The following is a 13,707-nucleotide window of genomic DNA, read 5'->3' as shown; positions in this document are numbered from 1 at the left end:
AAAAAAGACCTGGTGCACAAACTCCGGCTGGCCCTCGCGACCACGCCGGGCATGGTGCCCGGCACGAGGATACAGGCGGCACAAGACCCGCCGAGGGAGGGATTTTTGGCCGTTCGTTACTACGACTGGATCGCCCACCATGGCCGCCGCACGCCGAGCAAAGTCGCGCTCATCGACCTCGCGAGCGGGCGCCGCTTCAGCTATTCGCAGCTCGACACCCGCGTCTCGCGCCTCGCCTCGTTCCTGCGTCACACCCTGAAAGTCTCGCGCGGCGACCGCGTCGCGGTGCTGGCGCTGAACACGACCGATACGCTGGAGGTGCAGTTCGCCTGCGGCCGGCTGGGCGCCATCTTCGTGCCGCTGAACACCCGCCTCACCGTTCCCGAGCTCCAGTTCATCACCGCCGACTGCGCGCCGAAGGTGATGATCCACGACACCGATCTGGCCGAGACCGCGCTCAGCGTCGCAAAGCTCTGCAACGTTGCGACCAGCCTGCTGCTTGGCCCAGGCGGCGCCTATGAGGCCGGCATCGCCGCCGCAAAGCCGCTCGAGGCAATCGAGGAGGTCACGCTCGATGACGTCTCGACCATCATGTACACCTCGGGCACGACGGGCCATCCGAAGGGCGCGACCATCACCCATGGCATGACCTTCTGGAATTGCGTCAATCTCGGCGGCCCCGCCTGCATCGGGCCGTCCTCGGTGCTGCTCACCGTGCTGCCGCTGTTCCACACCGGCGGGCTGAATTGCTACACCAATCCGGTGCTGCATGCCGGCGGCACCGTCATGATCATGCGCGCCTTCGACCCCGGAACGGCGCTCGGCCTGATCAACGATCCCGCGCAGGGCATCAACGTGTTCTTCGGTGTGCCCGCGATCTACCAGTTCATGGCGCAGCATCCGGCCTTCGCGACGACCGACCTCAGCCGGCTGATCGTCGGCGGCGTCGGCGGCGCACCGATGCCGGTGGCGCTCCTGAAAGTGTGGGAGGCGCGCGGCGTTGCGCTGCAGCAGGGCTACGGCATGACCGAGACCTCGCCCGCCGTGCTGGTGCTCGACCGCGAAGATGCGGCGCGCAAGGCAGGCTCTGCCGGCAAGCCGGTGCTGCACACCGAGGTGCGCATCGTGCGGCCCGACGGCAGCGATGCCGATGTCGGCGAGCTCGGAGAGCTCTGGGTCCGGGGGCCGAACATCACGCCGGGCTACTGGAACAGGCCGGAGGCAAACAAGACCTCCTTCACCGACGGCTGGCTGCACACGGGCGATGCGACGCGCGTCGACGAGGAGGGCTTCTACTACATCGTCGACCGCTGGAAGGACATGTACATCTCCGGCGGCGAGAACGTCTATCCGGCCGAGGTCGAGAACGTCCTGCACCAGCTCACCGCGATCGCGGAAGCCGCCGTGATCGGCATCCCCGACGCGCAATGGGGCGAGGTGGGCCTTGCCATCGTCGCGGTCAAGCAGGGCCAGCGGCTGACCGAGGCGGATGTGTTCGCGCATTGCGCGGCCAATCTGGCGCGCTTCAAATGTCCGCGCCAGGTCCGCTTCGTCGATGCGTTGCCGCGCAACGCCACTGGCAAGATCCACAAGCCGACGCTGCGGAAAGAGTTCTCCGTCGCCTCGGAGGTCGACAGGAAAGCCGCCAACGCCTGATCGAAGCGCCCCTTGCGGGCGCTTTTGTTTTGAAGTGCCTGCCCCAGCCAACAAGAAACCCCAAGGAATTTCCATGAAGAACAAGAAACTCTCCCTGCTCGCCGCGGCTGCCGCCCTGACATTGCTCTCGGTCCAGGGCGCCCAGGCGCAGAAGAAATACGACACCGGCGTCACCGACACCGAGATCAAGATCGGCAATGTCGAGGCTTATTCGGGTCCTGCCTCCGCCTACGGCATCATCGGCAAGACCGAGGAAGCCTATTTCAAGATGATCAACGACCAGGGTGGCATCAATGGCCGCAAGATCAACTGGATCTCTTATGACGACGGCTACTCGCCGCCGAAGACCGTGGAGCAGGTCCGCAAGCTGATCGAGAGCGACGAGGTGTTCCTGGTGTTCAACGCGCTGGGCACGCCGACCCAGACCGCCGTGCAGAAATATCACAACACCAAGAAGGTGCCGCAGCTGTTCCTCGCCACCGGCGCCAGCAAGTGGAACGACCCGAAGAATTTTCCATGGACCATGGGCTTCCAGCCCAGCTACCGGGTCGAGGCACAGATCTTCGCAAAATACATCCTGAAGGAGAAGCCGGACGCGAAGGTTGCGATCTTCTATGCCAACGATGATTTCGGCAAGGATTACGTTGCCGGCATCAAGGACGTGTTCGGCGACAAGGCCTCGAAGCTGATCGTCGCCGAAGAAAGCTACGAGACGTCGGAGCCGTCGATCGACGCCCATATCGTCAAGCTCAAGGGCACCGGCGCCGACGTCTTCGTCAACATCTCGACGCCGAAATTCGCGGCGCAGGCGATCAAGAAGATCGCGGAGCTGGAATGGAAACCGATGCACCTGATGACCGACGTCTCGGTGTCGATCGGCGCGGTGATGAAGCCGGCCGGCCTCGAAGCATCCGAAGGCGTGCTGTCGGCCGGTTATCTCAAGGATGCGTCGGATCCGCAGTGGAAAGACGACGAGGGCATGAAGAAGTTCATGACCTTCATCGACAAGTACATGCCCGGCGCGAACATCTCGGATGCCAATCTGGTTTACGCCTATGCGGCGGCCCAGACGATGGTTCAGGTGCTGAAGCAGGCGGGCGACAATCTGACCCGCGAGAACGTCATGAAGCAGGCCGCCAGCCTGAAGGACTTCGTCCCCGACACGCTGATCCCGGGGATCAAGATCAACACCTCCGCCACGGACTTCGCGCCGATCGAACAGCTCAAGATGTGGCGGTTCAAGAAGGGCCAGTGGGAGCTGTTCGGCGATATCATCAGCGCAGAGCCGAGCGGCTAGCTCTCGGTCCGCGCATGGGAGATGGCGGCCGCGAGGCCGCCATCTCTTTATCCGCGAGTGAACCTATGCCGGCAGGAACAGCGCAAACGGCTCTTCCACCGTGCGGCGCAGGTGCTTTCGGTACAGCTCATAATTGGCGTCGCTGGGCGCAACCCGTCCCAAAGACGGCTTCGGAATATTCCTGATCGGCACATAGGCGATGGGCGCGGCGATCGGCGTCAGCTGCGAGCCCGGGCCGGCGCGGAGCGTCGAGATGATGCCGTACATCTCGCCGGCGACGGTCGGCCGCGACACCGTGATCACGCGATGCTGGCCGTGCTTGATGATGACGAGATAGATGAAGCCGGACTGATGGGGAACGGCGACTTCACCGGTGTGCTCATAGGCGGTGTCGGTCCGCTCGCCCTCGCGGAAGACCAGCGAGGAGACCTTCGGCTCCCAGACAATCTCGGTGCGGTAGGCGAAGATCGCGTCCTTGTCGCCGAAGGACGGCCGCAAGGTGATGTAGACGTCCTCGAGCCAGGTCACCGCCCGATGCGCATAGGAGCCGAGGTTGTCGGGCGCGACGTCGTTTGCGGCCGGAGGCGTCGCCACGGCGGCGCTCTTGCGCAGGGACACGCCGAGCGCCTGCTCCAGCCGGACTGTCGTTGCCAGTGTGAACGGCCGTCGGCCGCCCAGAACCTTCTCCAGCGTCGACAGACTAAGCTTGGCCTGCTCGGCCAGCGCCTGCCGCGAAATCCGGCGTCTGGCCAGCTCCTCGCGAATGGTTTCCGCGATCTCGCGGCTCTGCTCGTCCGAAAGCTGCTTGTCGGCCTGCGTCTGCATCGTGAACCCTGCCTTGGAATCCCATTCTAGCAGGGCGGACAAACCAGCACAAAACCGCACATGGCCGCCCCGGCGGCGGGCTCGTCCGGCTGGCGGCGGCGGAACATTGCCGATCATTCTGCTCGCGAAATCACACCCTCCCGGCGAATGCTGAAGGCCAGCAAACATGCTTCGGGAGCAGGCCAAATGAGCACCTACGACACAGCCGAGGGCGACGAACACCCCCTGTTGAGCCGGCTGATCAAGGTCGGATTGTTTCTTCTCGCACAGAGCATCGCGGTGATGCTGGTCGCCTTCGTGGCCCTGCTGGTGAGCTTCGGGACGGGCTGGTCGGCGACGACCGAACAGGTCAGCCTGCTCCAGCCCGGCGAGGCGCGATCGGGCAGCCTGCTGCTGAAGGAGGACGGCGCCACCACCGAGGCTATCCGCCTCGGCACCGACATCGACATCACGGTGTCAGGGCCGACGCTGCGCGCCCGCGTCACCCAGGTGTTCCGCAATCCGACCAAGGACTGGGTCGAGGCCACCTATGTCTATCCGCTCGCGACCAACGGCGCGGTCGATACGCTGAAGATGGTGGTCGGCGACCGCGTCATCGTCGGCGACATCAAGGAGCGGCAGCAGGCCCGCGTGATCTACGAGCAGGCGCGCAGCGCGGGCCAGAAGGCTGCGTTGACCGAGCAGGAGCGGCCCAACATCTTCACCAATTCGGTCGCCAATATCGGCCCCGGCGAGACCGTGCTGGTGCAGATCGAATATCAGGAGCCGGTGCATCAATCCGGCAATGAATATTCGTTGCGCCTGCCGCTGGTAGTCGCGCCGCGCTACAATCCGGCCCCGATCGTGCAGAGCGTGGACTTCCGCCAGGACGGCTCCGGCTGGGGCGCGACGACGTCGGAGCCGGTGCCGGATCGCGATCGCATCTCCCCGCCCGTGCTGGACCCGGCCAGGAACGCGCCGGTCAATCCGACCAGCATCACGGTGCGCCTGAAGGCCGGCTTTGCGCTCGGCGAGGTCAGGAGCCACCACCATAACGTCAAGACGGAAAGCCCTGATAATGCGACGCGCATCATTACGCTCGCCGATGGCGCTGTCCCCGCGGACCGCGACTTCGAGCTGACCTGGAAGCCGGCCGCCGAGAAGGCACCGTCGGTCGGTCTGTTCCGCGAGCATGTCGGCGATGCCGATTATCTGCTCGCCTTCGTCACCCCGCCGAGCGCCGAGCAGGCGACGCAGAAGCCGCTGCCGCGCGAGGTGGTGTTCGTGATCGACAATTCCGGTTCGATGGGCGGCACCTCCATCGTCCAGGCCAAGGCCAGCCTGCTCTATGCCCTCGGCCGCCTGCAGCCGAATGACCGCTTCAACGTGATCCGTTTCGACGACACCATGGATGTGTTGTTCCCGGCCTCGGTGCCGGCGGATGCGGCGCATGTCGGCGAAGCGACGTCCTTCGTCGGCGCGTTGCAGGCGCGCGGCGGCACCGAGATGGTGCCGGCGATGCGTGCGGCGCTCACCGACAAGGTCAGTGACAGCAACATGGTTCGCCAGGTCGTGTTCCTGACCGACGGCGCGATCGGCAATGAGCAGCAATTGTTCGAGACCATCACCGCGATGCGCGGCCGTTCGCGCGTGTTCATGGTCGGCATCGGCTCTGCGCCCAACACCTATCTGATGACCCGCGCCGCCGAGCTCGGCCGCGGCGCCTTCACCCATATCGGCTCGGTCGAGCAGGTCGAGGAGCGCATGCGCGGCCTGTTCGCCAAGCTGGAGAACCCGGCCGTGACCGGCCTCAGCGCAAAATTCTCCGACGCCAAGGCCGATGTCACGCCGGCAATCATTCCCGACGTCTATCGCGACGAGCCGCTGGTGCTGGCGGCGAGGCTCGACAAGCTCGCCGGTTCGCTCGAGATCAAGGGCCGCGTCGGCGACCGCCCGTGGTCGGTGACGCTGCCGCTGCAGAACGCGGCCGAAGGCAAGGGCCTGTCAAAGCTCTGGGCGAGGCGCAAGATCAGCGATGCCGAGGTGGCGCGCACCCTGCGCGAGATCACGCCTGATGAGTCCGACAAGGCGATCCTGGCGCTGGCGCTCGACCATCAGCTCGTCACGCGGCTCACCAGCCTCGTCGCCGTCGACAAGACGCCGAGCCGGCCCGAGGGCGAACCGCTCAAGCTCGCCGACCTGCCGATCAATCTGCCGGCCGGCTGGGATTTCGAGAAGGTCTTTGGCGAACGGCCGCATCTGACGCCGACACAGTTGCGCGAGCGCCATGCCGATGCGCGCAACCAGCCGGCGACGCGGCGGCCGACACCTGCCGCGCCGGACGCCATCCGCCTGCCCAAGACTGCGACCTCGGCCGAGCTGAAGATGATCGCAGGGTTCATCCTGATCGTGCTCGCCCTGATCCTGTTCGTGTTCAACCGGCGTCGGCCCTTGCTCACCGACGCCGCTTGAGAGAGGAGCCCCCCGAACTCCTCTGTTAGCGCGCGCGGCTGCCCGTCCCGTACAAACGGCCGCGCGCGCCTTTTTTGCAAGAGCATGGAAACAATGCCCCGCCTCATCTCTCCTCTGGTTCTGGCACTCGTCGGCCTCATCCTGTTCGGCGACGGTGCCTACATCCACGCCAAGGCATGGCTGGCGCAGGTGTTGCTGGAGCGCGCATTCGACCGAAGCATTGCGACGGGACAGGCGGTCAAGCCGTGGACGTGGGCCGACACCTGGCCGGTCGCGCGGATCGAGGTGAAGCGGATCGGCGCCAGCGCCATCGTGCTGGAAGGCGCGAGCGGACAGGCGCTCGCTTTCGGACCCGGCCATATCCAGCACACGGCCGATGCGGGCGAACGTGGGATTGCCGTCTATGCCGCGCATCGCGACACCCATTTCCGCTTCCTGCGCAATGTTGCCATGGGTGACGTCATCGATGTCACGCGCAGCGACGGCCAACATTTTCGCTATCGCGCAGATTCCTCCGCCGTGGTTCGTTTCGATGCATCGGGGATCGACGCCACGGCAGGGGGATTCGAGCTTGTTCTCGCGACCTGCTGGCCTTTCGACGCCGTCACTCCCGGACCCGAGCGCTACATCCTGCATGCGACGTTGATTGGCGCCGACAGATAGATCGCCGATCGGAATGACACGCACCGATGCGCACTTCATTCCACCACACGGCATACCAGCCACACGGTTGCCACTCCGAAGGACTCGCCATAGAACAGAGTGACGCGCCACCAAATAAGAACAACAGGTGAGGTCACGCCATGGAAGCCCATGTGTCTGCAACGTCCGCGTTCCGTCCATGGTCTCCGGCGCCCGATGCCAGCGACATCGTCAAAAATATCCATGCCATGCTGCACCCGCACAACATCGTGCTGGTGGGCGCGACCGACAAGCCAGGCAATTATGCCGAGCGCATCTGGAACAATCTGGTCAAATACAGTTTCGAGGGCGGGCTCTATCCGGTCAACGCCAAACGTGAGAGCATCTGGGGCGTCACTTGCTACAAGGATTTCGCCAGCCTTCCGGAAAAGCCCGATCACGTCCTGGTGCTGGTGCCGGCACGCTTCGCCGTACAGGTGATCCGCGATGCGGCCGCCGCCGGCGCTCGCTCGGCCACCATCGTCACCTCGGGCTTCAGCGAGTTGCAGGATGACGAGAGCCAGAGGCTCGCCGCCGAATTGCAGGCGGCGGTGCGCGAGACGGGCCTCGCCGTCACCGGGCCGAACTGCCTCGGCAATTTGAGCGCGGGTGAAAAGCTCTTCACCAATATCGACGACCGCATCGTCACCATGGAACAGGGCGCGGTGGCGATCGCCGGGCAGTCCGGCGCCATCGTCATGGCGATCCGCCAGGCGCTGGAGGATCGCGGCGTCGGGGTCGGCTACATGGTGACGACCGGCAACGAGGCCGGGCTCGAGACGCCGGATTTGATGCGCTATTTCGCCGAGGATCCGAGCATCAAGGTGATCGTCGTCTACCTCGAAGGCGTGCGCAACACCAAGGCGTTCCGCGATGCCTGCAAGGCGGCGCGTGCGGCCAGCAAGCCCGTGATCGCGCTCAAGCTCGGCGCGTCCGAGGGCGGCCGCGCCGCGGCGATGGCCCATACCGGTGCGCTCGCAGGCTCGATCGAGACGTTCGACGCGATCGCCACGCGCGAAGGGGTGATCCGCGTCGGCGGGCTCGACGAGCTGATCGAGACCACCGAATGCTTCGTCCATGCGGCCGTGCCCAAGGGCGACCGACTCGCCGCCGTGACGCTGTCCGGCGGCAAGCGCGGCATGCTGATCGACGCTTTCTACAAGGAGGGCCTGAATTTTGCGTCGCTGAGTCCGCATGTCAGTACGGAGCTGGCGAAGATGCTCGGGCCCGGCTCGATCGTCGGCAACCCGCTCGACGCCGGCTTTGCCGCAGTGGTCGACCCGTCCGTCTACATGAAGTCGATCAAGCTGATGATCGACGACCCCGACATCGACATCGTCATCATCGATGCCGAGCTGCCGAAGGCACCGCACGAGCTGCGCGAGCGCAATCTGCGCATCGTCAACGAGATGGCGAGTAAGGCTTCAAAGCCCGTGATCTATATCAGTGCGATGTCGATCGGCTTCACGGAATTCACCAAGGGCCTGCGCAAATCGTTATCCCATCTCGCGGTCATGCAGGGCATGGACCGCGCGGTAACCGCAATCAAGTCGCTGCTCGCCTATGCTAAGCTGCGCAAGGAAGTGCCCGACATCGCCTCGAGCTCGAAGTCCACCGCACGTGCCGTGCTGGAAAAGGCACTGAAGTCCGCGAATGGTGCCGCGCTCGACGAGGTCGCCTCGAAGAAGCTGCTGAAGGCCTATGGCATCCCGATCTCGAAGGAGGCGATCGCACAGACGGCGGCGGAGGCGGTGAAGATCGCGAAGCAGATCGGTTTTCCGGTCGTGGCAAAAGTCGTCAGTGCCGAGATCCTGCACAAGTCCGACATCGGCGGCGTGGTGCTGAACCTCAACAGCGCGGCCGACGTGAAGAAGGCGTTCACCGACATCACCGCGCGGGTCGCGAAGCTCAGAGGCAAGCCGAAGCTCGACGGCATCCTGATCGCGCAGCAGGTCAAGGCCGATCTCGAGCTCGTCGTCGGCGCCTCGCTCGACGCGGAGATGGGTCCGGTCGTGCTGTTCGGCACCGGCGGCATCGACATCGAGCTGATGAAGGACGTCGCGCTCGCCGGCGCGCCGCTGGACGAGGCCGAGGCGCGGCTCCTGATCGGCCGCACCAAGGCCGGCATCAAGATGCGCGGCTATCGTGGCAAGCCGGCCCTGCACGAGACCTCCGCGGTGAAGGCGCTGGTCGGCCTGTCCAATCTCGTCGCGGATGCCGGCGACCGGATCGCCTCGATCGATATCAACCCGTTCCTGATCAACGCCAAGACCGGTGTCGCCGTCGATGCCCTGATTGTGCTGAACAACGCTGCGGCAAAGCGTGCGGCGGGACATTGATGTCGCGTAGGACCGTAGGGTGGATTAGCGCAGCGTAATCCACCAATTCACGTGGCGGGCGAACAGAAACGGCGGGTTACGCTTCGCTAACCCGCCCTACGTACCATCGCGGCCTTCTTCCAACTTCCCCGCTTTGGCCGTAGACTCAGCCTCATGGCACGCGCGAGCAATCTTGTGATCGGAACGGCGACGCTGGCGGCGATCGCCGTGGCGTTCGGCGGCCTGCTCGGCGTGCAGAAATGGCGCACCATCCAGAGCCGCAGCCAGTTGCGCGTGGTGTTCGAGGGCGGTTCCGCCAGCGGCCTGCGCCGCGGCGGCCCGGTCAATTTCGACGGTGTGCCCGCCGGCCAGATCCTGTCGATCAAGCTGGACAGTCCGCGCAGGATCGTGGCGCTGGTGATGCTCGACAACGCCGCACCGATCCGCAAGGACACCGTCGCGGGCATCGAGTTCCAGGGGCTCACCGGCGTTGCCGCGATCTCGCTGATCGGAGGCGCGCCCTCCGCGCCGCCGGTGCCGCTGGATACGGACGGCATCCCCGTGCTGACCGCCGACCTCAGCGACGCCGAATCCATCGTCGACACACTGCACAGCGTCGATCGCACCATCGTGAGCAACGCCCCTGGGATCAAGGAGGGGCTCCGCACATTCGAGACCAACACCGCCGATCTCAGAAGCAAGGGCGGCGAGATCGATTCGGTGATGGCCAAGGTCGACAGCGCCTTTGCGGGATTCGACAAGGCGGTCACCAAGATCGAGGGCGTGGTGCCCGGCTTCGTCGACGGCAAGGCCGACGAGCTGTTCGAGAAGGTGCAGGGCCTGCACGAGCTCGCGGACATGATGAGGAAGAAGTCGGCGAGCTACATCGAGGACATTCGCCGCTCGCTGCTCGACGTCAGCGAGACCGCCAACAAGATGGCCGGCACGCCCCTGCCGCCGCGACCACCGCGCCAGCCCGACCAGAAGAAGCGGTAGCTTTCTGACCCTCCCCTGGAGGGGGAGGGTCGGCTCACATGAAGCGCAGCGGAATGTGAGACGGGGTGGGGTGACGGTCTCTCCCCGTCCGACAGTGCCCGAGTGGAGAGATCACCCCACCCCGCTCGCGCTTCGCGCGATCGACCCTCCCCCTCCAGGGGAGGGTGGCAGTCCCGGCAGATATAGCGACGCGTCCCTACCACGCGTAGCGGACGACGCCCTTGCCGGCATAGGATCGCGTGACGTTCGAGAACTCGCCTTCGAAGGTTGCCGAGGCGGACCAGCCGTTCATCCAGTTCATCTGCACCGACGCCGTGGTCAGCGCGGAATCGCGCGCCTGCGCGGCGCCGTTCACGACGAAGGCCGCGCCCGGCAGCGTCTGGAACACCGCACCGACGCTACGGTCCGGATTGAAGTCATGCGCCCAGGCGAGCCGGCCGCGCAGGGTCATCAAGCCGCCGGCCGCCGCAAACGACTTGTCCGCACGCAGGCCGAGCTCGGTGCGGGTGCTGGTGACGTCCTTGGCGGCGTAATTGAGCGCAAAGGTGTTGTTGCCGACCACCGCGAACTCCGAATAGTTCGGCAGGCTGAACAGGGTGGCCTGGGCCGCAGCGTAGGGCGTGAGGCCAATCCACTGCGTGGCGTAGCGGTAACCACCCTCGACGCGGGCTGAGACGGCATTGGCATTGAACTGCGCCCGCAATTGATCGGTGCCGGCAATGGTGACGATGCGGTTCGTCGTGACGTCCTGCCAGCCATAGGCAAGCGCTGCGGTGATATAGGCTGGTCCCGCCGTGTGCCGCACGAAGGCGCCGGCCTGGAACAGGTCGGAGCGGCCCCAGCCGAGCCCGTTGACGTTGAAGCCGGTGCCCCCGCCGGCCAGCGCGAAACCGGCGATCGTCGACGGCGAGAAGCGGTAGTCGAGGCCGACGGCCGTGCCGTAGATGCTGCTGCTGGTATTGTTCGAGCCGTTGGCAGTGTTGCCGTCGGTGGTCTGCGAGCCGCCATAGCCGGCGGCCCACACGTCCCAGCGCTGCTCGAATGTCGCAGGCGGCGCCTTGCGGTAAATCGAGGCGAAGGCGTCGCGCCCGCTCTTGTCACGCGTGCCTTTGGAGGCCGCCGCATAAGCGCTCGCCTCGTCGGCAAACGGTGTCGCATCAGGCGCACCGCTGCGCCCCGAGCCAAACACGTCGGTCAGCAGATTGATGAACTGGTTCATCGCGTTGAAGGTCGTCTGCTGCGATCCCGTGCCCGATTCGCCGGAAGCCTGTGTGAGGCCGGCCGGCGAGAGGTTGGCGAGCGCCACCGGAAGGCTGCCGGTGCTGTCAAAATAATTCGTCAGCGCGTTGGCGACGTTCTGCTGGTTGACGTTGAGGCCAGTGCCGTAGCTCAGCGAAAGATCGAGGAAGACGTTGTGCGGGTCGTAGCTCAGCACAGCCTTCAGGTTTGACGAGAGCCCGGCGACGACCGGATTGAAGGAATCGGGGAGCGTTGTCGCATTCAGGATCGTGTAGTGCTTCGCGATCGAGCCGGTCGGGACGACGACGACGGTGGCGCCGCCGAGCGTTGCCGTTCCCGTCACGACGGCAAGGCCGTTGCTGGCACCCGAGACCTGCACCATGTAGCTCGACGCCGACGTGAACGAGAGGTCGCCGGACACGGTGAGCGTGCCGGTCGGATTGCCCGGCGCCAGCGTGCCGCCGTTGACGGTGGTGGTGCCGACCGTGCCGACGCCGCCGAACGTGCCGCCGCTCGCGACGGTCACGGTGCCGTTGATGGTGCCGGCAAGCAGAAGCGTGCCGCCGAGCACATTCCAGTCCTGATTGCCGGTGCCGGTCACCGTCCAGGTCGAGCTGTCGACCTTGTTGAAGGTCGAGAAGCCGTCGTACTGCAGGCCAGTGCCGATCAGGTCGAGATTGAATGTATCCTTGCCGGTGCCGCCGAGTTGGAACGTGTCAGTTCCGGATGCCAGCACCTGGCCGTTGATGACGCTGCCGGGGCCGAGCGTGAGCGTATTGTTGCCGCAGCCGCAGAAATCGATCGCAACAGCCCCCGACGCGCCGGCGTCGATGGTGCCGGAGTTGAAGACGCTGCCCCCGCCGCTCAACATGATGGCAGTGCCGTTGGCGCCGACTGTGATGGTGCCGGTGTTGACGATCTGGTTGGTCGTGCTGAAAGAGCTGACGTCGATACCGACGCCGAACGCGCCGACGGTAATCGTGCCGCTATTGGTGATGGTGTTGGAGTCACCGACCGCGAAGATGCCTTCGGTCGAATCGCCGCCCGTGATCCGCCCGCTGTTTGTGATCGTGGAGGACGAGCCGTTATAGAGGATGCCCCAGCCGGCCTGGCCGACGGTGATCGTACCGCTTTGGCTGATCGTGGCTCTGTCCCCCTGGATCGAAATGCCGGCCGTTCCGTTGTCCCCCACCGCGATCGTGCCGCCATTGGTGACCTTCGAGTCATCGCCCAACACGGCAATACCGACGCCCAAATCGCCGGCCGTGATCGAGCCGAAATTGCTGGCGGTCTGGAAATCGCCTTGCATGAAGATGCCGGCGGCGTTCTGCCCGACCGTGATCCTGCCGGTGGCGGTGTTGGTGACCGTGTTGTTGTTGCTGATCGCCAGAATGCCGCCGGTGAAGCCGCTGGAAGCGCCGACCGTGATCGCGCCGGCATTGGTCACGGTCACGCTGCCGAACGCAAAGATTCCGGTCGAATCGTCGACGCCGGTGATCGTGCCCGTCGCGGTATTCGTAATGGTGTTGTTCTGGCCGGCGAAGACACCTACGCCCGACGCACCGATCGACAGCGCACCGCTGTTGGTGACCACGTTGTTGTCGCCAACCGAAATCGCAGCGCCACTGTCGCCGGTGGTGATCGTTCCGGCATTGGTGATGACATTGTGATCGATCGCCTGGATGCCGAGGCCGTTGTCGAGCACCGTGATGGTGCTGTTATTGATCACGGTGTTGGAATTTCCAACGGCAATGCCGGTGAGGCCGGAGCCCGCCGACACGGTCCCGTTGTTGGTGACCGTGCTGGAATCGTTGACGCCAATCGAGAGCGTGCCGTTGTCGTTCACGGTCGCGCCGGACAGCACGTTGACATTGAGGCTGTCGACGCCGGCACCGGCCTGAAAGCCGTCGGCATCCGTGCCGCTACAGGTGACGGTCTGGCCGCTGGTGGCGGGATCGGGCGCGCAGAGCGCGTTGGCGGGCGTCGTGCAAAGGCTGAGGCCGACGAAGACCGCCGATACGCCGGCGAGCGACGCAGTGACGGATCGGCGCAGCCAATCCTGCCGCCTCCCTGGCCCCTCGCCTTGCACGCCACACCCCCATTCCCAGCAATTCCGCCGGGAACTTAGGCCATGACGAGGCTCCGTAGAACTACGGCGGCGCCGGAATGGGTCCGTTTGGACCACAACCGAAGCAGAATCCGAGCGTCATGTTGCAACCGCGCAACGGTTTTGCGCGGCCAATC

At 65.1% G+C, this 13,707-nt stretch carries 8 protein-coding genes; 6 read left to right on the top strand and 2 right to left on the bottom strand.

What is annotated here, in order from left to right; genetic code table 11:
- Positions 1-105: 105 nt before the first annotated feature.
- Both JQ603_RS15050 and JQ603_RS15045 read left to right on the top strand, forming a co-directional pair.
- On the top strand, positions 106-1,656 hold the full coding sequence (locus tag JQ603_RS15050) for an acyl-CoA synthetase (protein ID WP_212340563.1): 1,551 nt from the start codon (positions 106-108) through the stop codon (positions 1,654-1,656).
- A gap of 73 nt (positions 1,657-1,729) precedes the next feature.
- Positions 1,730-2,953 carry an ABC transporter substrate-binding protein gene (locus tag JQ603_RS15045; RefSeq protein ID WP_212340562.1) on the top strand — a complete coding sequence of 408 codons (1,224 nt, stop codon included), beginning with the start codon at positions 1,730-1,732 and terminating at the stop codon, positions 2,951-2,953.
- A gap of 63 nt (positions 2,954-3,016) precedes the next feature.
- Here JQ603_RS15045 and JQ603_RS15040 read toward each other — a convergent pair whose 3' ends face one another.
- Positions 3,017-3,778 (bottom strand): helix-turn-helix transcriptional regulator, encoded by a 762-nt coding sequence (locus JQ603_RS15040; RefSeq protein ID WP_212340561.1) that lies wholly within the window; start codon positions 3,776-3,778, stop codon positions 3,017-3,019.
- A gap of 186 nt (positions 3,779-3,964) precedes the next feature.
- Here JQ603_RS15040 and JQ603_RS15035 point away from each other — a divergent pair, with 186 nt between their 5' ends.
- The 4 genes from JQ603_RS15035 to JQ603_RS15020 all read left to right on the top strand — a co-directional run bounded on the left by JQ603_RS15035 (position 3,965) and on the right by JQ603_RS15020 (position 10,224).
- Positions 3,965-6,229 (top strand): marine proteobacterial sortase target protein, encoded by a 2,265-nt coding sequence (locus tag JQ603_RS15035; protein WP_212340559.1) that lies wholly within the window; start codon positions 3,965-3,967, stop codon positions 6,227-6,229.
- 93 nt (positions 6,230-6,322) lie between these two features.
- The gene (locus tag JQ603_RS15030) at positions 6,323-6,892 is read left to right on the top strand and encodes a class GN sortase (RefSeq protein WP_212340558.1); all 570 of its coding nucleotides are present in this window, start codon (positions 6,323-6,325) and stop codon (positions 6,890-6,892) included.
- A gap of 140 nt (positions 6,893-7,032) precedes the next feature.
- A complete protein-coding gene (locus tag JQ603_RS15025; RefSeq protein ID WP_212340554.1) occupies positions 7,033-9,249 on the top strand; it encodes an acetate--CoA ligase family protein in 2,217 nt (738 codons plus the stop codon).
- A 153-nt stretch (positions 9,250-9,402) separates the two neighbouring features.
- Entirely contained in the window at positions 9,403-10,224 is an 822-nt protein-coding gene (locus tag JQ603_RS15020; RefSeq protein ID WP_212340552.1) for an MlaD family protein, read from the top strand.
- A gap of 196 nt (positions 10,225-10,420) precedes the next feature.
- Here JQ603_RS15020 and JQ603_RS15015 read toward each other — a convergent pair whose 3' ends face one another.
- Complete coding sequence (locus tag JQ603_RS15015) at positions 10,421-13,552, bottom strand: autotransporter outer membrane beta-barrel domain-containing protein (RefSeq protein WP_212340550.1); 3,132 nt, start codon at positions 13,550-13,552, stop codon at positions 10,421-10,423.
- Positions 13,553-13,707 lie beyond the last annotated feature (155 nt).

The sequence above is a fragment of the Bradyrhizobium liaoningense genome, from assembly GCF_018130825.1.
Classification (GTDB): Bacteria; Pseudomonadota; Alphaproteobacteria; order Rhizobiales; family Xanthobacteraceae; genus Bradyrhizobium; species Bradyrhizobium liaoningense_B.
The sequence above is the reverse complement of the archived record's forward strand: the minus strand, read 5'-3'. Positions and strand labels throughout refer to the sequence as shown.

Excerpts from the sequence above, each read along its gene's own strand:
- JQ603_RS15020 (WP_212340552.1), top strand. The coding sequence starts at position 9,403 with ATGGCACGCGCGAGCAATCTTGTGATCGGAACGGCGACGCTGGCGGCG.
- JQ603_RS15035 (WP_212340559.1), top strand. The coding sequence starts at position 3,965 with ATGAGCACCTACGACACAGCCGAGGGCGACGAACACCCCCTGTTGAGC.
- JQ603_RS15040 (WP_212340561.1), bottom strand. The coding sequence starts at position 3,778 with ATGCAGACGCAGGCCGACAAGCAGCTTTCGGACGAGCAGAGCCGCGAG.
- JQ603_RS15025 (WP_212340554.1), top strand. The coding sequence starts at position 7,033 with ATGGAAGCCCATGTGTCTGCAACGTCCGCGTTCCGTCCATGGTCTCCG.
- JQ603_RS15045 (WP_212340562.1), top strand. The coding sequence starts at position 1,730 with ATGAAGAACAAGAAACTCTCCCTGCTCGCCGCGGCTGCCGCCCTGACA.
- JQ603_RS15030 (WP_212340558.1), top strand. The coding sequence starts at position 6,323 with ATGCCCCGCCTCATCTCTCCTCTGGTTCTGGCACTCGTCGGCCTCATC.